This window comes from Negativicutes bacterium (assembly GCA_021372785.1).
GTDB lineage: Bacteria > Bacillota > JAAYKD01 > JAAYKD01 > JAAYKD01 > JAJFTT01.
The window spans coordinates 1-24,525 of the sequence record JAJFTT010000019.1 but is presented as its reverse complement, the minus strand read 5'-3'; the positions used below and the strand labels follow the sequence as shown (position 1 = coordinate 24,525).

Below are 24,525 nucleotides of genomic sequence, written 5' to 3'. Positions count from 1 at the left end.
ACGATGAGCACGGTGCTGTTTTTTGCCAATACGGAGGTATTGGCCATGGAAGGCCGGTTTTTGCGTGATCAGGTCACGGTGAACAAGATCTGCCGCACCGAATTAGCGGAAGGTGTTCTGATCAACGGCGTCATCCTCAACGAAGCGGCGGTGGCGGTGGCGCTCAAACAGTTTTTCAAGGACAATCATCTTGGTAAAAAACGTGTTCAGCTGGTGATCGACAGCACCCAGTTTCAAATCAAGAACGTAACGCTGCCGCAGATTAAAGAAAAGCAGCTGCTCGCTCTGGTGCAAAATGAATTTACCGGTCTGGACCGTTACCAGGAGCCGATATTTGATTATATGTATTTACAGGCCAGTGCGAATAATCGCAAAATGATCGATCTCCTGGCTTGTGTCTGTGAGCGCAGCTATATCAAGAGCTATGTCGAATTGTTTGAATCGATTGAAATACAGCTGGTCAGTATCAACACAGCCTTAGGGAGTTTATTGAAATTGATTGAACTGCTGCCTTTGTTCCGGGAGCGCACCTGCGTGCTGCTGGTATTCAGCGGTGAAAATTTGTTCAGTATCTTAATTCAAAATGGCGCTTATAAGTATTCCAGCCGCATTCGCTTATTTGTGGAGCGGGGGACGCCGGAATTTGCCACAGCCATTACGCGGGCGCTGTCATCCATTCAACAGTTTCAGATTTCCAATGAGAGCGGCTTCATTATCACCGATACCTATTTTTGCGGCTGCAGCCAGGCGGATGTGGCTGTCTGTCAGGAGGGGCTGCATGCGCTGCAGTTAAGCGCACAATTGCTGCCGGAGAGTGAAGCGGTTGTTTTTCCGGCGGAAGAACCAAACCGACGCTTGAGTGATTATGTTTATTTAGCGGGGGATTTCATCAGGAGGTGAGCGCCATGGCCTCTTATCGGCAAAAAGAGATTAATTTATATCGGCGATATCAGCAAAACGTCAAACACAGCTATAGTAAATGGCTGATCTATGCCGTTTCGGTGGCGGCCATCCTGATTTTTTGTTTTGCCTGGGACGGCTGGCTGGATTGGCGCTGTGCCGGGTTGAGCAGGGAAATCAGCGAAACTCAAACCTATCTGGCTGACCCGGCGAATCTTCTGGCCAAAGAGACCAGCCAGACCGTGCACAGTCAGCTGGCGGCAGTCAATACGGAAGCAAAGAAACTGAGCAAAGCCTTTGCGGCGCTGCAATCTTATCCCCGGATGAATTCCATGCTGCTCCGTGAAATCGAAACGTGCGGCGGAGAAACGATTTCTATTTTCATCACGGGGTATCAAGCCTTGTCCGGTCAGCTGGAGTACCTTGCGGTTTCCGGCCAGGTGATCGATATCCCGGCTTATATCAATAACCTGGAGCAATCAAACCTTTTTACAGGCGTCAGCTATACCGGCTATGATTACAACAAAGAGAAGTATTTTTATCGCATCAATGTCAGCTTTTTCCTGAGTGAAACAGCGGGTAAGGGGATGGTGCAATGAAAATTACCACGCAAATTACCGCGCGCGATCGCCTGTTGTTGGCCCTGCTTTTCATCATCGTGATCTTAGCCGGCGCGGTCAATTATCTGATTCTGCCGGCGCTGAATCGCAAAGCGGACCTTGAGGTTGAATTGGGCGATTTGAGAACACAGAAAACAGAAATGGCAGCTATCATTGCTTCCGGCGAAGGAGCGGTGGCAGAATTGACGCTTGCCCAGCAGCAATTGGCGGCGGTGATTGAGAGCTTACCGGTTGCCATGAGCAATCAGGAACTGGATACGCTGATCACAGGCTTAGAACTGCGCTGTAATCTGTTTCCAACCGCTTTGACCATTCAGGAGGCGAAAGAGACGGTGGTTTTACCTTATAATCGGGCAGCCGAAGCAGCCAAACTGACCGGTGGTTCTCTGCTGACCGCCATGCTGAATCTGAAATGCAGCGGCAGTCAGACGGATTTTCTGCGCTTTATGGATCTCCTCTCGGCAGAATACGAGTACATTCGGCTGACCAAATTCGCAGTGACAGATGCCATTGATGAGGTCGGCGCAGCGGAGACGGAGATTTCCTGTTCTTTTGAAGTTTATATGTATCAGAAGTAAAGCTGGGGGATGAATGTGAAAAATCTACCAATCGGGGAACTCTTAAGAGAAATGGGTTATATCACGGAGGAACAGATTCAGTCGGCTTTGGCGTATCAAAAAGAGCATAATCATCTCAGAATGGGCGCCGCCCTGATTGAGTTGGGCTATATCTCCGAAAAACAAATGCTGATTGCCCTGGCGCAGCGCCTGAATTTGCAGACCGTGAAAGTGGACCATTATCCGGTTGACCCGGAAGCGGTCAAGCTGATACCGCGTCAATTGGCGGAAAAATACGATATTCTGGCGGTAAAGTCGAACGGGACGCTGCTGACGGTCATTACAAACGATCCCCTGAATTTTTACGCTTTGGAGGATATCCGGCAGATTACCGAGCAGATGTTGGAGATTTTACTGACCGAACAGGAGCCGCTGCAGAAAGCCATCGCTTATTATTATACCGAGATTACGGCGCAGCAGGCCGCGCTCAATGCAAACCTGGAGCCGGTCAAAGAAATCAACCGTGAATTTACCGGGGCCGCCATCATCAATGACGAAAACAGCGATGCGCCGGTCATCCGCCTGATCGACAGCCTGATCCAAAAAGCCTACAGCATTCAGGCCAGCGACATTCATCTGGAACCGTTCGAAGCCAATACCATGGTGCGGATGAGAATCGACGGCGTAATTGTAGAATATCTGACCTTGCAGAATTCTCTGCATCCGTCTTTGATAGCCAGGATCAAGATCATGTCCAATATGGATATTACCGAAAAGCGCATCCCGCAGGACGGACATTTTCGCACCCGGGTCAGCGGCGAGGATCTCAACGTGCGGGTCTCCATTATCCCAACGGTTTTTGGTGAGAAAGCGGTCATGCGTTTACTGGCCAATAATACACGCATCGATTATTCCGGCCAATTCGGTATGAATGAGGACGCTTACAATCGCTTTTTACCCATGCTGGATTACCCGCACGGGATTATCTATATCACCGGACCAACCGGTTCCGGCAAATCAACGACCCTTTATATGGTGCTGGAGCGCTTATCCAAACGTAAAGTCAATATTACGACCATTGAAGATCCGGTCGAAAAAAACATCCGCGGCGTCAATCAGACGCAAGTCAACCCGGTGGCGGGTCTGACGTTTGAAAGCGGTCTGCGCTCTTTATTGCGTCAGGATCCCGACATCATCATGGTGGGGGAAACCCGCGATGCCGAAACGGCTACCATCTCTGTGCGCGCCGCCATCACCGGTCATATTGTGCTTTCCACATTACATACCAACAATGCCACCGCCTCGATTGTGCGTTTGCAGGATATGGGGATTGAGAATTACCTGATCGCCAATTCGCTGGTCGGCATTGTCGCCCAGCGCCTGCTGCGCAAGAATTGTCCCAATTGCCTGCAGGAAATGCAAGTAACGCCGGCCGAGCGCAAGTGGCTGCCGGCTGATATCCAAACGGTTAAACGCAGCACCGGCTGTGTGCAATGCAACCAAACGGGTTACCTGGGCCGCATTGCCGTGCATGAGGTTGTGGCAATCGATAAAGAACTGCGCAATATGATCGCCCGCAATGCCGGCACGGAAGAGATCGATCAATATGCCATCAAAGTGCAGGGGATGCAGACTTTGCAGGAGCAGGCTTTGGAATTGGTGCGCAAAGGCCAGATCTGTCTGGAAGAGATGATCAAACTGATGTTCTATACGGCCTAAACGGTCACTGAAGAAAACCGCCCGCCATCGAAAGAAAAGCCTGCGGCGGCACAACCGGAAAGGGAGAATTTACTTTTATGGCGATCAATATGGCAAGCATTGTGGAAATTGCCCGTGAGATGCACTGCTCCGATATTCATCTGTCGGTGGGATTGCCGCCAACCTTTCGGATCGCCGGCAGTCTGCAGCCGGCGCCGTTCGCCTTGACGGAGCAGGAGACGGAAGAACTGATCAACACTATGATGACCGAAGCCCAGCAAAAGCAGTTGGAGCGGGGATTCGATCAGGATTTTGCTTTTACTACGGCGCTGTATTGCCGGCAGCGTGTCAATATCTACCGGCAGCAGGGAAGACTGGCCGCTGCCATCCGGCTGCTCAATCATCGCATCCCAATCCTGGAGGAACTGGGTTTGCCGCCAATTTTACAGACCTTGGCCGACGAACCGCGCGGTCTGATTTTAGTGACCGGACCAACCGGCAGCGGCAAATCCACTACGCTGGCGGCAATGATTGAAAACATCAACCGCAAGCGGGCGGAACATATCCTGACGGTAGAGGACCCCATCGAGTATATCTATGAGCAAAAGATGGCGATCATTCACCAGCGTGAAGTAGGTCACGACGTGCAGTCGTTTGCGGCTGCCCTGCGCTCCGCCCTGCGCGAGGATCCCGATGTGATTCTGGTGGGCGAGATGCGCGATTTTGAAACGATTTCTGCGGCCGTTACGGCGGCGGAAACAGGTCATTTGGTCTTGAGCACGCTGCATACCAGCGGTGCGGCGCAAACTATCGACCGAATCATCGACGCCTGCCCGGCCTCAACGCAGGGTCAGATCCGCATTCAACTTTCCACCATCCTGCGCGGTGTTGTCACACAGCAACTGATCCCGTTGGCGGACGGCAGCGGCAGAACCGTGGCGACCGAGATTCTAATCGGTACCGACGCAGTCGGCAATATGATCCGTGAAAATAAATGCCATCAGCTGGATTCGCAGATGCAGGCGGGTGCAGCTGCCGGTATGCATACTCTGAACGGAGATCTGGTTCGCCTGCTGACAGCCAGGAAGATTACCAAAGAAAACGCGCTGAAATTTTCATCCAGCAAACGGGATTTACAGCAATATATCAGCTAACAGGAAAGAAAATTCTGGCTGCAACGCTCGGAGGGGACAAATTGAAGAAAAAATTGATCGGTCTGTTTTTGGTCGTTTTAGTCGCTTTTTTGGCTATCAGGATCACGATTGTCGTTCAGGCTTCCGGGGGAGATCCTACCGCCGGCGACAGCGAAGTTTTTACAACTACTTTTTCCGGGGGTGGAACGCAAGACAACCCCTGGCTGATCGCCACGGCCGAGCAGCTGGAACAACTGGCCAATCAGGTGAACAGCGGCAATCGTTATCAAGATAAATACCTTACTTTGGCAAATGATATTGTCCTGGATCAAAATTCCAGCTGGCTGATGATTGGCAGCTCCGCAGAGAACAGTTTTCAGGGAACACTGGACGGCGGCGGACATCGGATCAGCGGTCTGTTGCTCTCAAACCCGGATGCAGGCGAATTCCAGGGGCTCTTTGGTTACAATACCGGCACCATTCACTCCCTGCGTGTGGAATCTGCGATCATCCGCCTTGCTCTGCCCACTTCCGGCAATCGGACCTTCTATGCAGGCATCCTCGCCGGCTGCAACGGCGGCACGATTGCAGATTGCTGCAGTACGGGCAGCATCACGATGACCGGAAAGAATCTCTCTGCCGGCGGTATTGCCGGACAGAATCTTGCTTTGATTCAATCCTGCTATTTCAATGGTTCGCTGACTGTCCAGACAGCGGACGGAACGAGCAACGGCGGCGGCATAGCCGGCAGTCATACGGGCACGATCCGCAATTGTTTCAATGCCGGCACGATCAGCGCATCTTCTTATGCCGGCGGGATCACGGGGATCTCGTTTGGCGGCGCGATCAAAACCAGTTACAACAGCGGAACGCTCTTTTCCGCTGCCAATTCGGGCGGCATCAGCGGTGCCAATCTGTTGAGCGCGCTGACAGAAAACTGTTATTATCTGGAATCCTGCGGCGGCAGGCGTTCGGGCACCGCCCTGACTGCGGCGGAAATGACGAAACAGTCTTCATTTATCGGTTTTGATTTTGCGAAGGTCTGGGCATTCACTGCCTCAGCTTTGCCGGAATATCCTCATTTGGCCGTATTTGCCGCCAATCTGGCGTCAGAGTCACTGCCGCTCAGCACAGCCGGCCAAACCGCAGACAGGCAGCAAATGATCAGCAAATTACGCGATTTGGACCCTGCCGCCTGGTATTATGCAGCGGTGGTCTATTGCCTGCAAAACGGCTATATCAATGGCATGAGTGAAACCGAATTCGCGCCTGAACTGGCTGCAACAAGAGTCATGCTGGTGGAGATGCTGGCAAATATCGCTGGCATTGATCGTTTACAATATAACGAAGCCTCTGGCTTCACCGATGTCGCCACCGGAAAATGGTACTCGGCGGCAATTCAATGGGCAGCGGAAAGCGAGATCGTCAGCGGTATGAATCACGAGATATTTGCTTACAATGCCGGTTTAACCCGTCAGCAAGCGGCCATGATGCTCTACCGCTTCGCACAACTGCAAGGTCTGCAGAGCGGCTTCACTCAAGATGCGCGTCTGGCATTTACGGACGGGGCCGCAACGGCGGATTGGGCGGCAGATGCCATGGATTGGGCCGTCGGCAGAGGAATTCTTGCGGGAACGAATCGTTTGTTGGAACCACAGCAAACGGCCAGCCGGGCCGACGTCGCACAGTATATTTATCGCCTCTTGCATTAAAAAATAGCCGGATTTCCGGTGCTTGAATGAAGGGAAAGACCGACAGCAACCCGTACCGCTGCTGTCGGCCTTTCCCTTCGCATGCAAATCAGCCGGTTTTCTTCCGCGAAACGACTGCTTTTTCAGGTCTGATGCAATATGTAGTATCATGGACATTTATGATATTATGATAGTTTGCGTCATGCTGAATAAGACAATTCTAAGTTAAGAAATAGTTTAAAACTAACAATAATCATTAAAATGCGGCACTCCTACATTTCTCTATATTCTGCTAAAATCAGGTGTTCCCGCAAAGCTTGACTTCGTATCCTTTCGTGTTATAATTTCAGGGAATTTAATCGGCAGGGATCTGATTTTTGCGTGCTTGCGCTCATTCGCCGACCAGGAGGGGAAACTGAGCGTGAAAAAATAATTTTATACTTGCCGCTTTTTCGTCAAGTTGAAAAGAAGAGGGGGAAATCGTATGTCTTTAACAGCAGGCTTGTTGGATTCTCTGTTTTGCATGACTGTGGTATTCGGTGTCCTGGTTGTGTTGGCAGTGTTGATTCATTTATCCTCAAAGCTGATTATTGCTTTAACCGAGAAGGATAGCAAGGCGGATACGCCGGCGGATTAACCTGTTTGCCGGTAGGAACCATGAAATCGTTCGGCTCAGAAAGGTGGGAAAATATGTTTCTTGAATCATTATTACAAATTTTACAGAATTCGGGCTTCGCCGCCCTGACCTGGCGCTCTATACTGATGATTGTGATCGCCTGTGTGCTGATCTATCTGGCGATCGGGAAAAAATTTGAACCGCTGCTGCTGCTCCCCATTGCTTTTGGCATGTTGCTGGCCAATCTGCCGTTAACCGGAATTATGAATCCTCCGTCCGCCGCTTCCCCAATTGGCGGTCTGCTATATTACTTATATCAAGGGGTGGAATTGGATATTTACCCTTCTCTGATCTTCCTGGGCATCGGCGCCATGACGGATTTCGGCCCTTTGATCGCGCGCCCCAGCAGTTTGCTGATGGGAGCCGGCGCCCAATTGGGCGTGGTGGTGGCTTTCCTGATTGCCACTGTGCTAGGCTTTAATCCCGGCGAAGCGGCTTCGATCGGCATTATCGGCGGTGCCGACGGTCCGACGGCCATTTACCTTGCATCCAAACTGGCGCCGCATCTGCTGGCCCCGATTGCCATTGCGGCTTATTCTTATATGGCCCTGATCCCGTTGATTCAACCGCCGATTATGCGGCTTTTGACGACGAAAAAAGAGCGCGAAATTAAAATGGAACAGATGCGCAAAGTTTCCAAAACCGAAAAAGTCTGTTTCCCAATCATCGTCACTATTTTCTGCACACTCCTGCTTCCTTCCGTCGCTCCTCTGATCGGGATGCTGATGATGGGGAACCTCCTCCGGGAGTCCGGTGTGACAGAACGCCTTTCCAATACCGCTCAGAATGATTTGTGCAACATCGTCACCATTTTCTTGGGCACAACGGTTGGCGCAACTTCGGTCGGCGAGCGCTTCCTGCAGCCGGAGACTTTAAAAATCATCGCTTTGGGCCTGGTTGCTTTCATGGTCAGCACCGTAGGCGGCTTGCTGATCGGCAAACTGATGTGTGTGGCCAGCGGCGGCAAAGTCAATCCGTTGATCGGCTCCGCCGGAGTTTCCGCCGTGCCGATGGCTGCCCGGGTTTCCCAAATTGAAGGGCAAAAAGCCAATCGTTCCAACTGGTTACTCATGCATGCCATGGGACCGAACGTAGCCGGTGTAATCGGGACGGCAGTGGCCGCCGGCGTTTATCTGACGCTTTTCCAATAAAGAGTCCGCACGTGGATTCAGCCATGCCATAAGATAGAAAGATCAAAAGAAAACGGAACCGTTCTCCCTTTGGAGAAGCGGTTCCGTTTTTGAATGCTCTGATCGGTCTGAGAGGATGCTGTCTCATTGATTTTTTATTCGGGATCCTTTATGTCTGCCTTTGGAGGTTCGGCAATCGGATCGGCTGCCGCAGCGGGAACTTCCGCTGTAGCGTCAGGCAGCACAGACTCGACTGTTTGGTTTTCAGAGGCTGCAGGCACAGTCTCTGGCATGGCGGCAGATTCGGCAGATTTGGCTTTATGGCCTTCCATTTTTTCCAGGAACTCTTTCCCGGTAATGGTTTCTTTCTCCAGTAAATATTCGGTCAATTCATTCAGCATATTGCGGTTCTGCAGCAGAATTTCTTTGGCTTTGGCATGACAGCTGCGGATGATCTGCAAGACTTCCTGATCCACGATCGTTGCGGTGTCATTGGCGCAGACGAGAGAAGCATCACCGCTCAGATAGGCATTGTTGATGGTTTCCAACATCATCATATCGAAATTATCGCTCATACCAAGACGAGTAACCATGGCGCGTGCCAGACGGGTTGCCTGCTCAATATCATTGGCAGCTCCGGAAGTGATTTCATTGAAACAAATTTCTTCGGCAGCCCGGCCGGCAGTCAGGACCGTGATGCGGGCTAAGGTATCGCTGCGCGATAAGAGTACGTGTTCTTCTTCGGCAAGCTGCATGGTGTAACCCAGAGCACCGGAGGTACGGGGAACGATGGTGATCTTGTGCACCAACTGTTCTTTGTCGGCAAAAGCGGCAACCAGGGCATGCCCGATTTCGTGGCTGGCAATCACACGCCGTTCTTTCGGTGAAATCACGGCTGTTTTGCGTTGTTCCCCGGCCAAAGTTGTTTCGACCGCTTCATCCAGGTCCTGCTGATTGACCAGCAGGCGATTGTTGCGCACGGTGCGCAGCGCAGCTTCGTTGATGATATTCGCTAGATCCGCCCCCGAGGCGCCGGGAGTGGAGCGTGCGATGGAGCCAAGATCGATATTTTCTTCGGCTTTGACACTCTTGATATGGACTTTTAAAATGGCTTCGCGTCCTTTCAGATCAGGCAGTTCGACCGGAATGCGGCGGTCAAAACGGCCCGGCCGCAAGAGGGCGCGGTCGAGTACTTCCGGGCGGTTGGTGGCTGCCAGGATGATGACACCTTTGGAAGAATCAAAGCCGTCCATTTCAGAAAGCAATTGATTGAGAGTTTGTTCGCGTTCGTCGTTGCCGCCGATGCCGCCTGCGTCACGGCGTTTGCCGATGGTGTCAATTTCGTCAATGAAAACGATACAGGGAGCTTTTTCCTGCGCTTGCTTGAATAAGTCACGCACCCGGGCAGCGCCCATACCCACAAACATTTCCACGAATTCGCTGCCGGTGATGGAGAAAAAGGGAACGCCGGCTTCGCCGGCAACCGCTTTGGCCAGTAAGGTTTTGCCGGTCCCCGGCGGACCGACCAATAAGACGCCTTTGGGGATTTTTGCACCGACATTGCTGTATTTGGCTGGGTTATGCAGGAAATCAACCACCTCCAGCAGGGAGTCCTTGGCTTCTTCCTGACCGGCAACATCGGCAAAGGTTTTGCCGGTCTGCGCTTCCACATAGATCTTGGCATTGCTTTTACCAAACGACATCGCGCCGCCGCCCATCCTTTTTGCCATTTGCCTGGAGAGCAGCTGACCAAGGACAACAAAGATTCCAATCGGCAGAATCCAAGTAATGATAAATTCCAGGAAAGGAGAGAGCTGTTCCGGAATCTCACTGTAAAAGTTGATCCCGTCGATGGCGGAAAGTCGATCGACCAGATTTGGATCGTAGATATATCCGGTTTCATATTGCGGTTTTATACCGTTGGCATCTGCTTTTCCGATGATGTAGATCCGCGTATCTTCCAGAACAACGGTTTCAATTTTATCTTCGGTCAGCATGTCCAGGAAAGTACTGTATTCGATGGTCTCTACTTTCGCTTCCATCATCAAAGGAATGATGATCGTATTAAAGATAAAAATCGCCGCCAGCACGATCGCGTAATAAAACATCAGTGATTTTTTGGGTTTTGGAGGCGGGTTTTTTAAGGGTTTTTTCATATTCATGATCCTTTCATAATATTGAGGGACAAAAAGATTCTAATTATAATAGTTCGTGCTTATTACCTGTCAGACCTGCCTGCAATTTAAGTATTTTGTATGATGAATCTTTGACAATTCTGTAAAAAGAGAAATCCGCAGCCGGTTTTAAGAAAATGCAGGGATCCGGTCAGGCAAAGCCGAATTTATTATAATAAGCAAAATGCAGGAATGAAAGGTTTGCCTGTCTATGAACCTGGTGCATATTTTTTAAAAATGAAAGAAAAACGGAGCGTATACAATGAAGAATGAAAGAAACAAGAATCGGAACAGCAGAGCAAAAGCCGCACCGACATACAGAAAACCAATTTCCACCGGCAAGCGCGGCGGTGGAAGTGACGGCAACCAGCATCAAAATGCATCTTCTGCGCTGAAACACGGTGAGGATAGTTTTGCGAAAAGACCATATGGTGCAAAACCGGCGACCTTCACAGAAGAGAATGCAGCAGAAAATAAGAGTCCGATCAAAAAACACTCTGCTCCATTCAAAGTCCAACGCAGTGAAGGCGGTTACGCCAAGAAACCATACGGTGAAAAGCCGATTGTTTCGCGCAGTGAAGGCGGTTCGGAGCGCAAGGCGGCTTTCCCGTCAGGACAATTCAAAGAAACGGCTCGTTCCGGACGGGTTCGTAAACTTTACCCTGTGCGTGTGCAGCCAAAGAAACTCATCCGGCCGGCGCAGCCCGCGCTGCAACCGGAAATGCCGGTCAGCACAGACTGGCAGGATGTAGCCGGCTGGTATAATTCTCTGGTTGGTCAACAGGGCAGCGAGTATCACCAGAGAGTCATCCTGCCCGGAGTAGAACGGATGCTGAAAGAAACCGGCGGTTCCTTTGAAGAAACAAAAATACTGGACCTGGCTTGCGGACAGGGTGTGTTATGCCGCCGGTTGGCCGGCGCCGGCGCCAGAGTAACCGGTGTGGATTTAGCGGCGGATCTGTTGGAATTGGCCAAAACCTATCAACGGGAAGGCGTTAAACAGGTTACTTATTTGCAGGGCGATGTCACCAACTTAATCGATGAAAACGGGCGTCTGCGTTTGGGGCTGCAAGCCGGCAGCTTTGATGCCGTGACCAGTGTGCTTTCCATTCAGAATATGAGCCCCTTGAGCGCTGTTTGGCAGGCAACCTATCAGCTGCTGAAACCGGGTGGTGTGCTGATCGTGGTGATGATGCATCCTTGTTTCCGTATCCCGCAGCGCAGCGACTGGCAGTGGCAGCAGAAAGATCAGCGTCAGGTTCGCACCCTCTGGAGTTACCTGAGCAGTGAAGAACTGCGGATCAGCGCTCATCCGGGTCAGGAAGCCGCCGGTGCAGAAAGCGCCAGCACGATTCATTTCCATCGTCCGCTGCAGGCTTATATCAATACCTTAGGCAATGCCGGTCTGTTGGTGGAACACTGTGAAGAATGGGTCAGCCATAAAAAAGAACAGGAAAGCGCTAAAAAAGCGGCTTTGGACCAAGCCCGCAGTGAATTCCCCATGTTTTTGGCGTTGAGATGCCGTAAAATCGGGGTGTAGTTATCTTGAACGACAATGAAAAGCCCATGCAGTCTCTGGCAGTCAGCCAGAATTTGGTCTACCGCGGATCACCGGGACGTTGTGTTGCAGCGGTTGGTGTCGACTATGTTTCGGTTGCCCGCGTGGCAGCGGCTTTAGCAAAATTACAGGAGAAATTCGTCCGCCAGGTTTTGTCCGAAGCCGAATGGGAAACCTGGCAGGACAACGGCTTGCTTTTGTCGGCCGAGCACCTGGCAGGCCGCTGGGCGGCCAAGGAAGCAGTTGCCAAGGCCCTGGGCAGCGGTTTTATCCAGGGCATCACCTGGAAAAATATTGAGATCCGGCACAATACGGCCGGTGCGCCGCAAGTGGTTCTGAACGGAGCCGCTGCGCAACTGGCAGAGGAAAAAGGGATCACGCAGTGGCTGATCAGCATCAGCCACGACAAGGAAATGGCAGTCGCTTTTGTGGAAGCCCTGGCTGAAGCGCAAGACAGCGGCCGGCTTTCCTAGAGCAGCCAAAGGAGGCAGGTTCCATGCGCCCAACCTGGGCAGAAATCGATTTGGTTGCTTTAGCACAAAATGTCATCAGGGTCAAATCGCTGCTGTCAAAGCGCTGTCAATTGATGGCGGTGATCAAAGCGGATGCTTACGGGCATGGGGCGCTGCAGACGGCATATGCGGCGCTGGCAGCCGGAGCCGATCTGTTCGGCGTGGCTACCGTAGAAGAAGCGATTCTCCTGCGGCACGGCGGGATTCAGGCGCCGGTTCTGGTGCTTGGATACGTCGCTCCGGAAGCGGCCTGGCAGGTGGCGCGCGATGATATTACGGTTTGTGTCTTTTCGCTTGATTTGGCGAATAAATTGCAGGAAGCGGCCTTTGCTGCCGGTAAAATCATCCCGGTTCATCTGAAAGTGGATACCGGGATGAGCCGTATCGGTGTTGAGGACAACGCGGACGGCGTTGCGTTCGCCTTGAAATTGAGTCAATATCCGAATTTACAGCTGCAAGGTCTGTTCAGTCATTTCGCGGCGGCGGAAGAAGAAAACGCGGCGCCTGCTTTGCGGCAGTTGCAGCGCTTCCAGGCGTTCACGGCCACTCTCAGAGCAGCTGGTGTGACGATCCCGCTTTTACATATCGCCAATACAGCGGCGATTTTCCGCTTTCCGCAAAGTCATTACGATCTGGTGCGCCTTGGGGTCGGCATGTATGGCGCTTACCCGTCCGACTTTATACCACATCCCTTTCCGCTGGAGCCGGTGATGACCTTAAAAAGCCACGTCATCCTGCTGAAAAAAATCGCGGCCGGAACGCGGGTCAGTTATAACGGGACCTGGCAGGCAAAGCAAGAAGCCTTAATTGGCACACTGCCCATTGGCTATGCCGACGGGTTGCTCAGAAGTTTCAGCAATTGCGGTTATGTTGCGATCCGCGGCAGCCTGGCCCCGATTGTCGGGCGGGTTTGCATGGATCAATGTATGATTGATGTCACGCAGGTAGCCGGGGTGCGGGCAGGGGATGAAGCCGTCATTTTCGGTCAGGCCGATCCGGACCGCAATGCTTTATCGGTGTCGGAAGAGGTTGGCGCCATTCCTCATGAGCTGATGGCTTGTGTCAGCAAAAGGGTACCGCGTTTTTATCGGGAATATCTTCCCTAGCGGCAAGCAAGCCGGAATCAAAGATTGAGCAAAAAACCGTTTCTGTAGAAAGAAACGGCTTTTTATTTGCCAGCCGGCTGCATCGAACAAAAAGAAGGAATTAAACTCAGGTAAAGCGTATTCTAGCAAAGAAAATGAGGTTGTGAAAATCTCAATCACAGAGGAGGACTATTGCATGAAAAAACCACTGATTGGCGTGACAATGAATTATGATGAAAGTACATTCATCTACAGCGTTAGCCAAACGTATGTCAAATCGATATCCAAAGCGGGCGGAATTCCTGTCCTGATCAGCTATGCCAATCAAGACGATGTGGATGCGCTGGCGAAAAGGCTGGATGGTTTTGTATTCACCGGCGGCCCCGATCTGGATCCTGCCTTCTTTGGCGAGGAACCGGTGCCGGGCATTGGCAGCATCAATCCCACCCGTGATGCTTATGAAATGAAACTGGCCGCAGCCGTCATGAAAACCGGCAAGCCGATCCTGGCGATCTGCCGCGGCTGCCAACTCCTGAATGTTGCATGCGGCGGAACGCTGATTCAGGATATCTATAGCCAATATAAAGCGGATCATTTGATCAAACATGTTCAGGTAGCGCCAAGATGGCACGCGTCTCATTCTGTCAATTTAATGCCCAATACCAAATTGGCGGAGATTTTCCCGGGCAAAACAGTGATCAAAGTCAATTCCTACCATCATCAAGCCATCAAAGAGCTGGCGCCCGGCTGGATTCTCGCCGCTCAGGCTCCCGACGGCATTATCGAAGCGGCTGAAGCCGGCAATTATCCGTTCTTGCTGGCGATTCAGTGGCATCCGGAATGCTTCTTTGAATTCACAGATTTCGATCTGCTGTTCGGGAAGTTTGTCAAGGCCTGCAAATAATGGACGTGAGCAAACGTCCCCGCGCCCGTGACGTGGGGATTTCTTTCGGATTTTTACCGACCGGAAACAACAACGCCATAACGGATGTGGCGGGTGTTCGGGTGGGGCATTGCACGCTGATTGCAGGCGAAGGGGTGCGCAAACCCGGTATCGGTCCGGTCCGGACCGGTGTGACGGCAATCCTGCCGCATGCCGGCGATTTATTTGAAGATAAGGTAGCCGGCGTTGTGCATGTGATCAACGGTTTTGGCAAAGCGATGGGAATCGCCCAGGTGCAGGAACTGGGCACGATTGAAACACCGATTTTATTGACCAACACGCTGAATGTGGGTTTAGCGGCGGATGCGCTGATCAGCTGGATGATCGAGCGTAACCCTACCATCCTCTCTCTCAATCCATTGGTAGGCGAGTGCAATGACAGCAGCCTGAATGATATTCAGGGCCGTCATGTGCACAAGGAGCATGTTTACGAAGCGTTGAACAACGCCCGGAGCGGGCCGGTGACGGAGGGCGCCGTCGGCGGCGGTACCGGCATGAGCGCGCTTGGCTTCAAAGGCGGTATCGGCACCTCCTCCCGCGTCTTGCCGGAAAATATGGGCGGCTTTACCGTGGGTGTTTTGGTCATGGCGAACTTTGGCCGCAGGCAGGACCTGATCATTGCCGGTGTTCCGGTGGGCAAAGAGCTGATCAACTGGCCTGAAACCGGGCATAACGGCGATGGTTCAATTATGATGGTGCTGGCTACCGATGCGCCGCTTTCCAGCCGGCAACTGACCCGGGTGGCCAAACGCTGCGCTTTTGGTTTGTCCCGCACCGGTTCGGTCGCTTCGCACGGCAGCGGTGATTTTGTGGTGGCGTTCTCGACAACAAACCGTCAGCCCAACAGGAGTGCCGGTCTTGTCCGCAATGTGCAGCGTCTGGCGGAGGACGGCCGCGTTCTGACCGGATTGTTTGATGCAACGGTTGAGGCGACCGAAGAAGCGATCATCAATGCCTTATTTGCGGCAAAAACAACAATCGGCTGTGACGGTTACATCCGTTACGGTTTACCAATTGAAGAAACCCTGAAAATCATGCGTCAATACGGCAGGTTATCATGAAGAGGAGGATGGCAAAATGTTTCGTTCCGCAGAGCTGGTCCATGTTACACGCGGTCCCCTGGTGGAGAGTATTCATTACGGTGATGTGGCGGTTGTCGACGCTAGCGGCAAGCTGATTGCTTACGCCGGTGCGCCGAAAGAAAAAATTGCTTTTTGGCGTTCGTCCGCCAAACCATTTTTAGCGGTGCCTGTGGTGGAAAGCGGAGCCGTGGAACACTTCGGCCTGACCGAACAAGAAATGTCGGTCTTCTGCGCTTCGCATAACGGAGAACTGATTCATACCGAAACGGTGGAGAGAGTTTTGCAAAAAATCGGACTTTCCATTGACGCGTTGCAATGCGGCACGCATGAGCCGCTCTATCTGCCCAGAGCGAAAGCCATGCGGGAAGCTGGTATCCCGGCAACCGCCGTGCATAATAATTGTTCCGGCAAACATGCCGGGATGCTGACGTTGTGCCAGCAGTTGGGGGCTGATCCCGCTTATTATACCGAACTGCGTCACCCGGTGCAGCAGCTGATGCTGCAATCGGTCAGTGAATTCACCGGGCTGCCGGTTGAGCAAATTCCCATCGGTATCGATGGCTGCGGTGTGCCGGTACACGGCTTATCGGTTTATAACATGGCTCTTGCCTGGGCTCGCCTGGCCAATCCCAGCGGTATGAGCGACAAAAGAGCGGCAGCCGTCAAACGGATTCGCACCGCAATGATGCATAACCCACAGATGATTGCCGGCAGCGGCCGCCTCTGCACGGCGCTGATGTCGGCGGCTCCCGGTCGTATCGTTGCCAAGAGCGGCGCGGAAGCCGTTTATGGTTTTGCGATTCCGGAATTGGGCTGGGGCGTTTCTTTGAAGATTGCCGATGGCAACAGTCGGGGTATGAGCCCGGTCGTGATTGGTATCTTAAAACAATTGGCTGTTTTAACGAAAGAAGAAATGGCGCGGCTCGAGCCGCTGGCCGGCATCACCTTGCATAATCACCGCGGTGACGAGGTTGGCGAGCTGCGTTCCGCCGTGCAGCTGGTCTGGATTTAAGCGAGAGGCTACATCTCAAATACCGGGGCATTGAGTAAGGTATCAATGTTCCGGTATTTTTGATCGGAAAGCATAGCAAAGTCCAGTAAGCTAAAGATTGACAGCAATAAATTGTACTGTTATACTAAATTTATAGTAGCGAACTGTTTTTGACGGTTCTTCGGACAACGTCACGATTCAATCTGATTCCGAACCGGATTATTTCGGGTACAATCCGCTGGATCGCTGCTGGGAGGAGGGAAACGGTGATGAAGAATCAAGCGCTTAAAGTCGGCATTGGTTTTGCGACCGGCAGAAAAAGCTTTCAAAAGGTCCTGAGTACGCAGATTTATAATTGGATGGAATCCGGTTTGGTCGATAACAAAAAAATCGCTTTGAGCATCTTTGTGGCCTATGATCTGTCTTATAAACAAACAAAAAAAAGAGACTATATCAATATCCAGCCGGAATTGGCGGAATATATTGACGGGGCTGTCTTTCTTGGCAAGAACGAAGTGAACCAGGAAATTGAAGCGATGATGACACAGAATCTGATCCAGCGCAGTGAAGCGCGCGGTATTTTTGGCAAAGGTTATGCGGCACAGCGGAACATTGTGCTTTACAGTGCTATCAAGCACGGTATGGATTATTTGATTTTTCTGGATGATGATGAATACCCCATTGCCGTGACCAATACACATGACCATGCCGTATGGGGCGGGCAAGCCGTATTGGCGGAGCACATCGCCAATATCGGCCAAGCCGATCTGACGCATGGATATCATTGCGGCTATATTTCTCCAATTCCCTACATGGAATACAGCGAACAATTGACGGAGGCGGATTTTCGCACCCTGATCGAAGCCATCAGCAATGATATTTTAAATTGGGATAATATCAAATCGGTTATGAACAACGGCGGCGTGACCTATGCGGATACCGCCGTCTTAACCAATTCTTTGCCTTTCGAAGTTGCCGAGGTGAACCATGCGAAGTTTATCTCCGGTTCGAATCTTGGCATCAATCTGAAAGACCCGACACGGGTTTATCCTTTTTACAATCCCCCGGGAGCGAGAGGAGAAGATACTTTTTTAGGCACCTGTCTGGCTGATCGTAAAGTACTGAAAGTACCATGTTATACATTCCACGATGGGTTTTCGACCTACCACCATTTGCTGGATGGCGTTTTACCGCTCAAACTCAAGTTCATCACGGCAACTAATCCGCAAATTATCGACCGCTTTTACAAAGCTTGCATCGGTTGGATTCGCTATAAACCCTTGCTGCTTTACCTGACCATGCCGGAGCACTATACGGAGAAAATTGCCGAGATGCGGCGGCAGCTGCAAACGGTTTTACCTGGCGTGTGCGCGCATTTCGGCAATCCTGAGTTCGGCAATATTTTAACTGAATTGGATAAATACGATAAAAATGTTCAGAAACATTATCGGGAGTTTCAGGAAACCCAAATTGTTTGGCGGAAGATCATGCAGCATTTTGCCGAAACGAATCATGTATAATCATTAATAAGAAAGAGAAAGCTCCTGAAGCCATGCGCTGCAGAGGCTTTCTCTTTGCAATTTACTCAAAAAATAAAGAGACGGCGCAGTAAACCAGCATCAGCGCCAGAAGGGGATTAACAATTTTGGCGTGCTGCGAGAACAGGCTGCGAAAAACCGAACCGAAACCCGCCCAGAGCAGCGTGAAGCAAAAACCAATGAAGGCGAGCAGTAAGGCAAAGCCAAACAGTATCAGCAGTTGGCTGTGATAGAAAGGCAGGATATAGGCTTCCATCGATATAATGCCGTAAAGATAGATTTTGGGATTGATGAACTGCAGCAGTAAGCCGGACCAAAAGCTGCCGGCTGTCGGATTTTCTTCGATGCGGGAGGAACTCCGGTAGGTGCTCCAGGCGAGATACAACATATAAGCGGCGCCCAGCAGCAGCATCGGCAGCTTGATGACCGGCAGATAAGTGGAGAGCAGGCTGGCAAAGGCAGTGCAGAGCAGCATCACCACAGAAAAACCAACCCAGATGCCAAAATTGAAAAGGATGCTCTTACGAAAGCCAACCCGACCGGCATTGGACATCGACATGATGTTATTCGGTCCCGGTGTGAAAGCGGTAATCAAAGCATAGGTGAGAAATTGAAACCAGTTGAACATAGCCGGTCCTCCGTTTGATCTAAAAAAATAAAACCGCAGCCAGGTCTGCAGCAAAAGTTTATTTCAGGATCGGAATTCTTGAAAAGGCTGTTCTCAGATGATTGCCATCTGGAAAGAACAGCCTTTTCAATGCCGGTGGTTCTATTTCTGCAAAGCGGCGATGGCTTTCTCCATACGGGCTATGACGCGGTCACGGCCGATGAGTTCCATGGTGGGGAAGAGCGGCGGCGATACCTTGCGGTTGGTAAAAGCAACGCGCAAAGGCATAAAGAAGTCGCCTTTTTTCCAGCCGATTGCCTCGCATTTTTCATTCATGACCGCTTCCATGGCTTCGGCTGAAAATTCCGTGGTTTTCAGCAGTAGCAGAGCGTCCTGCAGCATGGCTGCGATTTGCTGCGGGGTTTGCCGTTTGGAACTAAACAGATCGAGCGCAACCTCATCTTCTGTCCAATCCTGATAGAAATAGGCGAGACTGGCCGGCGCGGCATCCAGACGCGGCAAACGTTCGTGAATCAAATGGATCAGTTTGGTCAGATAAGCCCGTGCCGCCGGCGTGTCTTCCTGAATCAGTCCGGCTTTCTGCATAAAAGGCATAACCCGTAAGCAAAGATCTTCCGGTGTCAGCCGGCGAATCCACATGCCATTCATCCAATCCAGTTTGACCTGGTCAAAGACGGCATTGGATTCTGTGCAGCGCTCCAGGCTGAACATCTGGATCAATTCTTCTTTGCTTAAGATTTCTTCCATTACATCCCCACCCGGATTCCAGCCCAGGAAGGCGTTAAAGTTCAGCATCGCTTCCGGTAAATAACCCATCTCGGCGAATTCACCCAAGTAGACGGCGCCTTTCCGCTTGGATATTTTCGTCTTATCGGGATTGAGCAGCAGCACGAGGTGAGCAAATTCCGGCAGTTGCCAAGCCAAAGCGCGGTAGATCACGACCTGCGGGAAGGTGTTGGAGATATGTTCGGCTGCCCGGATGACATGGGAAATTTCCATGACATGATCGTCGATCACCGTGGCGAAATTATAGATCGGGCTGCCGTTGGATTTTTGGATGACAAAATCGCCCATCAAAGCGCCGTCCGCTTCCAATTGACCATGGATGATATCGTGGAAGCGGATCTTGTCATCCGGTACACGTAAACGGATGGCGGGTAAACGGCCTTCGGCACGGTAAGCGGCTTTCTGCTCCTCCGTCAGATGCAGACAACGGCCGCTGTAGCGGGGATCCTCTTTTCGGGCGCTCTGCTCTTCCCGTTCGGCCGCCAATTCTTCCGCTGTGCAGTAACACTCATAGGCTTTGCCTTCCCGCAGCAGCTGCTGTATGTAATGATGATAAATATCGAGCCGCTCACTCTGACGGTAAGGACCGTAAGGACCACCGATATCGGCGCCCTCATCCCAGTCGAGACCCAGCCATTTCAACCCGGCAAAAACACCTTCTTCGGATTCCTTGGTGTTGCGTTTGTTATCGGTATCGTCAATGCGTAAAATAAACTTGCCATGATTCTTACGGGCAAAAAGGTAATTGTACAAAGCGGTGCGGGCGGTTCCCACATGGCAGTTGCCGGTTGGGGAAGGGGCAATCCGCACGCGAACAGGTTTGTCAGCCATAAAAAAGTCTCTCCTTTATGAAAAATCTCAACGTTCCCTATTTTACCCGAGTTCTCCTCAAAGCGCAAGAGAATTTAGGTCTGATCATAAAATCTTATTTGACAGTCATTCTTTCAGCAGTTATAATAGAATGTATTCATACGCTATGATGCGGAGAGTAGACAAGGATTGAGGCTTCTTCAGAGAGTCCGGCAGTGCTGTGAGCCGGGTGCAGCCTCCCCTGTACGAAAATCACCGCGGATGCGGCTGCAGCCAAAAAATCCAGTCTAACTGCAGACGGATGGGCCACGTTAACGGTCTTGCGGTTTTTTGGCGATCGTCCAACAACCGTCTGAGTCCCTGTGGATTCGCACAGGGGAAACCGGGGTGGTACCACGAGAATGCTCGTCCCAATTGGAGGGATGGGTTTTTTTTATGCGCTAAAAATGAAATAGAAAAGGAGCAAGCAGGAATGGATTATAATAAAACCTTAAATTTACCGGAAACCAAATTTCCCATGCGGGCAAATTTGGCGGAACGCGAACCGGAACAATTGAAAATTTGGGAGGATACGGATCTTTATCAACAAATCCGGCAGGCCCGCTCGGCAGCGCCGAAATATATTTTCCATGACGGACCGCCATATGCCAACGGTGACATTCACATCGGTCATGTCTTAAATAAAACCCTCAAGGATGTGATCGTCAAATATAAGACGATGCGGGGCTTCGATGTACCCTATACACCCGGCTGGGACATGCACGGTCTGCCGATTGAATACGCTGCCGTTCGTCAGCTGGGTTTAAAGCTGAATGAAATTTCCGTTTTGGACTTGCGTAAAAAATGTGCGGAATTTGCCACCGGTTGGATGGAAAAACAGAGAATTTCCTTGAAACGTCTCGGCATCATCTGTGATTGGGACAATCCGTATCTAACCCTATTACCCAAATATGAAGCCAAACAGATGGATGTTTTTGCGGCGATGTATCAAAAAGGTTTAATTTATAAAGGACTGAAACCGGTGCATTGGTGTCCGAACTGTGAAACCGTTTTGGCGGAAGCGGAAATCGAATACGCCGATAAGAACTCTCACTCTATTTACGTGGCCTTCGAAGTCAAAGAGGATCCGAACCGGCGGCTGCCTTTGGCTGAAAAACCGATTGATTTTATCATCTGGACCACAACACCCTGGACATTGCCTGCCAATGTGGCGATTTGTCTGAATCCGGACTTTGACTACGTGCTCTACGACTGCGGTGAGCGGCGGGTTGTGGTTGCCAGGGCTCTGTTGGAAGCGACCATAAAAGCCTGCAACCTGCCGCAGGGCAGCATTGTGGCTGAGTATAAAGGTGCGGATTTGGAAATGATCCTCTGTCAGCATCCGTTTATCGCAGATCGTTTGTCACTGGTGATTTTAGGTGATCATGTCACCCTGGAAACCGGCACCGGCTGTGTGCACACAGCGCCCGGACATGGCGAGGACGACTTCAATGTTGGTCAGAAGTATCATTTGCCGGTGATCAACCCAACAGACAACAGCGGCCATTTCACGGCGGAAGCCGGCAAGTATGCCGGTATGAAGCTGGATGCTGCCAACGACGTGATCATTGCCGATCTTGAGGCCTCCGGCCGTTTGTTGGCGCATGGTCAAATCAGGCATTCCTATCCGCATTGCTGGCGCTGCCATAAACCAGTCATGTTCCGCACGACCGAGCAATGGTTTGCTAGCGTTGACAGCATCCGTCAGCAGGCAATGGATGAAATTGAAAAGGTGCATTGGTATCCCGGCTGGGGCAAAGAACGCATCGGCAATATGGTCAAAGACCGCGGCGACTGGTGCATTTCACGTCAGCGCAGTTGGGGAGTTGGTCTGCCGATTTTCTACTGTAAACAGTGCGGCAAAGAATTGATCACCCCGGAAACTTTGCGGATTGTGCGCGATTTGATTGCCGTGGAGGGGTCCGATGTTTGGTATGCCAAAGAGGCGCAGGAAATCCTGGGCAAAGAGTTCACCTGTGAGCGTTGCGGCGGACATGACTTCCGCAAAGAAACCGATATCATGGATGTTTGGTTCGACTCCGGTTCTTCTCATGTGGCTGTGCTGGAACAATGGCCCGGCTTAAGCTGGCCGGCGGACCTTTACCTGGAAGGCGCCGATCAGCATCGCGGGTGGTTCCAGTCCTCTCTTTGGACCGGTGTGGCGGCCAGAGGCGGCGCTCCGTATCGGGCGGTCGTGACCAACGGTTTTGTCATGGACGGTGAAGGACGTAAGATGTCGAAATCGCTGGGCAATGTGGTCAACCCGAGCGAAGTGATCAAACAGAACGGCGCCGATGTGCTGCGCCTTTGGGCAGCTTCCACCGATGCGAAAGCCGGTGATGTGCGTTATTCCAAGGAAATCCAAAAACAAGTAGCGGAAGTCTATCGCAAGATCCGCAATACCCTGCGCTTCCTGCATTCTTTGATTCCGGATTTTAATCCGGCTGCGGATCGGGTCGCTGTCCAAGAAATGGTTCTGATCGATCAATGGATCATCAGCCGGCTGGCCGGTTTAGTCCGGGATGTGACCGCTTATTACGAGGATTTTGATTACCATCTGGTCTATCACAAGATTCATGGTTTTTGCGCCCTGGATTTGAGCGCTTTTTATCTGGATGTGATCAAAGACCGCATGTACGCTTCCGGCAAGACAAGCCAAGCACGCCGCAGCGGCCAAACCGCCGCCTGGTATTTACTCGATAGCCTGATTCGTCTGCTGGCTCCCATTCTTTCCTTCACTGCGGAAGAAATGTGGCAGGAGCTGCGTTCCGCGGGCCTGGAATCGGAAGCGTCGGTGCATCTGGCGGCATGGCCAAAAGCGGAAGCGCCATGGCTGAATCCGGATTTAGAAGCGCAATTCAGTCAACTGCTGGCCATACGCGAGGAAGTCAATAAGGTTCTGGAAACGGAACGTCAACTAAAACACATCGGCAAATCCTTGGATGCCAAGGTGCATTTGTATCTGCAAGACGGAGCGCTGCAGGATTTTGTCTTTGCCAATCAGGCGTTATGGGCGGAGATTCTGATCGTTTCACAAGTTGTGCTGCATCGGGGCAGTTTAGAAAACGGTCAGCAGGCGGAGAATCTGCCGGATTTGCAGATTCGGATTGTCGCAGCCAGCGGCAAACAATGTGTGCGCTGCTGGAATTTCAGCGATCAGCTGGGCAGCGATGCGGAGCATCCCGAACTCTGTCCGCGCTGCGCGGCTGTTGTCCGGACGCAGGCCGCAGAATAAAATAAGCAAAACAGGTACTGTGCTTGCACAGCGCCTGTTTTGGCATGTGAGCCTATGCGCAGCAGTTCTGAGAATTTGCTTATTTGTAACAAATGGCGGACAGGAGATTTGCTTCTGAACTCGAAATAATAATAGGTAAAATTCGCGTTCGATGAGCTGGAGGAGAGGGAGGATTTTTGATGAAACTGGTATGCAAACAGGGGGTTCTTACCGAACAGCAGGTGGATGCCTGGATTTATGGTGTCTATGAGGGTGCCGTGCCGCAAGTTTCCGGTTACCCGATTGATACCGCTCTGCGTCGCGTGATGGAACTGGGTGACTTTACCGGCAAGTTATACGAAACGAAGCTGCTTTATCCGCCGGTGGCGGCAGCCAAGAAACTGATCGTGGTCGGCATGGGGAAACAAAATGAAATCGATATGGAGAAAGTGCGCGGTATCGCAGGTTCGGCAATAAAAGTTGCTTTACAGAACAATGTTGTGACGGCGGCGATGTCGCTTTTTGGCGAAGGTCAATTGTGCGCCAAAATAGCCGCACAAGCAATAGCGGAAGGTGTAATTCTGACTGCTTACATTTACAACGGATTTAAAAGCGAAAAGACAGAACTCAAGCTGGACGAAGTGTCGGTCATCACCAGACCCGGGAATGCTGCCGAAGTTGAAATCGGTTTAAGCAAGGGGACGGCGATGGCAGCCGGCACTAACCTGGCGCGCACGTTAACGGCTGCACCGGCGAATTA

Annotated in this window: 20 protein-coding genes; 17 read left to right on the top strand and 3 right to left on the bottom strand. The window is 51.5% G+C overall.

Annotation, left to right across the window (positions count from 1 at the left end; all coding sequences use genetic code 11):
- Positions 1-3 precede the first annotated feature (3 nt).
- The 8 genes from LLG09_02520 (at position 4) to LLG09_02485 (ending at position 8,426) form a co-directional block, all read left to right on the top strand.
- Positions 4-900: a hypothetical protein gene (locus LLG09_02520; protein MCE5195992.1), complete on the top strand. Its 897-nt coding sequence runs from the start codon at positions 4-6 to the stop codon at positions 898-900.
- A gap of 5 nt (positions 901-905) precedes the next feature.
- Positions 906-1,499 (top strand): hypothetical protein, encoded by a 594-nt coding sequence (locus LLG09_02515; GenBank protein ID MCE5195991.1) that lies wholly within the window; start codon positions 906-908, stop codon positions 1,497-1,499.
- A complete protein-coding gene (locus tag LLG09_02510) occupies positions 1,496-2,098 on the top strand; it encodes a hypothetical protein (GenBank protein ID MCE5195990.1) in 603 nt (200 codons plus the stop codon). The genes LLG09_02515 and LLG09_02510 overlap by 4 nt, the downstream gene beginning before the upstream one ends.
- 15 nt (positions 2,099-2,113) lie before the next feature.
- Complete coding sequence (gene tadA, locus LLG09_02505; protein ID MCE5195989.1) at positions 2,114-3,796, top strand: Flp pilus assembly complex ATPase component TadA; 1,683 nt, start codon at positions 2,114-2,116, stop codon at positions 3,794-3,796.
- 77 nt (positions 3,797-3,873) lie between these two features.
- On the top strand, positions 3,874-4,929 hold the full coding sequence (locus LLG09_02500) for a type IV pilus twitching motility protein PilT (protein ID MCE5195988.1): 1,056 nt from the start codon (positions 3,874-3,876) through the stop codon (positions 4,927-4,929).
- 41 nt (positions 4,930-4,970) lie between these two features.
- The gene (locus tag LLG09_02495) at positions 4,971-6,620 is read left to right on the top strand and encodes an S-layer homology domain-containing protein (protein ID MCE5195987.1); all 1,650 of its coding nucleotides are present in this window, start codon (positions 4,971-4,973) and stop codon (positions 6,618-6,620) included.
- A gap of 463 nt (positions 6,621-7,083) precedes the next feature.
- Positions 7,084-7,236, top strand: a complete 153-nt coding sequence (locus tag LLG09_02490; protein MCE5195986.1) for an OadG family protein — start codon at positions 7,084-7,086, stop codon at positions 7,234-7,236.
- A gap of 53 nt (positions 7,237-7,289) precedes the next feature.
- Entirely contained in the window at positions 7,290-8,426 is a 1,137-nt protein-coding gene (locus LLG09_02485; protein ID MCE5195985.1) for a sodium ion-translocating decarboxylase subunit beta, read from the top strand.
- 134 nt (positions 8,427-8,560) lie between these two features.
- On the opposite strand, the gene ftsH is transcribed toward LLG09_02485, so the two are convergent.
- A complete protein-coding gene (gene ftsH / locus LLG09_02480; protein MCE5195984.1) occupies positions 8,561-10,561 on the bottom strand; it encodes an ATP-dependent zinc metalloprotease FtsH in 2,001 nt (666 codons plus the stop codon).
- Positions 10,562-10,841: 280 nt separating this feature from the next.
- Between ftsH and LLG09_02475 the strand changes: the two genes are divergently transcribed.
- From LLG09_02475 to LLG09_02445, 7 genes are all read left to right on the top strand, one after another.
- Positions 10,842-12,119: a class I SAM-dependent methyltransferase gene (locus tag LLG09_02475; GenBank protein MCE5195983.1), complete on the top strand. Its 1,278-nt coding sequence runs from the start codon at positions 10,842-10,844 to the stop codon at positions 12,117-12,119.
- 5 nt (positions 12,120-12,124) lie between these two features.
- Positions 12,125-12,610 carry a holo-ACP synthase gene (gene acpS, locus LLG09_02470; GenBank protein MCE5195982.1) on the top strand — a complete coding sequence of 162 codons (486 nt, stop codon included), beginning with the start codon at positions 12,125-12,127 and terminating at the stop codon, positions 12,608-12,610.
- 23 nt (positions 12,611-12,633) lie between these two features.
- Positions 12,634-13,755: an alanine racemase gene (gene alr / locus LLG09_02465; GenBank protein ID MCE5195981.1), complete on the top strand. Its 1,122-nt coding sequence runs from the start codon at positions 12,634-12,636 to the stop codon at positions 13,753-13,755.
- A 175-nt stretch (positions 13,756-13,930) separates the two neighbouring features.
- Positions 13,931-14,638: a gamma-glutamyl-gamma-aminobutyrate hydrolase family protein gene (locus tag LLG09_02460; protein ID MCE5195980.1), complete on the top strand. Its 708-nt coding sequence runs from the start codon at positions 13,931-13,933 to the stop codon at positions 14,636-14,638.
- Positions 14,638-15,738, top strand: a complete 1,101-nt coding sequence (locus tag LLG09_02455) for a P1 family peptidase (GenBank protein ID MCE5195979.1) — start codon at positions 14,638-14,640, stop codon at positions 15,736-15,738. The genes LLG09_02460 and LLG09_02455 overlap by 1 nt, the downstream gene beginning before the upstream one ends.
- 16 nt (positions 15,739-15,754) lie before the next feature.
- Positions 15,755-16,771 carry an asparaginase gene (locus LLG09_02450; protein MCE5195978.1) on the top strand — a complete coding sequence of 339 codons (1,017 nt, stop codon included), beginning with the start codon at positions 15,755-15,757 and terminating at the stop codon, positions 16,769-16,771.
- Between the two features lie 248 nt (positions 16,772-17,019).
- Positions 17,020-18,270 carry a hypothetical protein gene (locus LLG09_02445; protein MCE5195977.1) on the top strand — a complete coding sequence of 417 codons (1,251 nt, stop codon included), beginning with the start codon at positions 17,020-17,022 and terminating at the stop codon, positions 18,268-18,270.
- A 61-nt stretch (positions 18,271-18,331) separates the two neighbouring features.
- Here the strand turns inward: LLG09_02445 and LLG09_02440 are convergent, their stop codons facing one another.
- Together LLG09_02440 and gltX are read right to left on the bottom strand one after the other, a co-directional pair.
- The gene (locus tag LLG09_02440) at positions 18,332-18,916 is read right to left on the bottom strand and encodes a LysE family transporter (protein MCE5195976.1); all 585 of its coding nucleotides are present in this window, start codon (positions 18,914-18,916) and stop codon (positions 18,332-18,334) included.
- 141 nt (positions 18,917-19,057) lie between these two features.
- Complete coding sequence (gltX, locus tag LLG09_02435; GenBank protein MCE5195975.1) at positions 19,058-20,533, bottom strand: glutamate--tRNA ligase; 1,476 nt, start codon at positions 20,531-20,533, stop codon at positions 19,058-19,060.
- A gap of 451 nt (positions 20,534-20,984) precedes the next feature.
- On the opposite strand from gltX, the gene ileS reads away from it, so the two are divergent.
- Together ileS and LLG09_02425 are read left to right on the top strand one after the other, a co-directional pair.
- Positions 20,985-23,786, top strand: a complete 2,802-nt coding sequence (gene ileS, locus LLG09_02430) for an isoleucine--tRNA ligase (GenBank protein MCE5195974.1) — start codon at positions 20,985-20,987, stop codon at positions 23,784-23,786.
- Positions 23,787-23,965: 179 nt separating this feature from the next.
- The coding region (locus tag LLG09_02425; protein ID MCE5195973.1) for a hypothetical protein at positions 23,966-24,525 on the top strand (560 nt) is incomplete at its 3' end.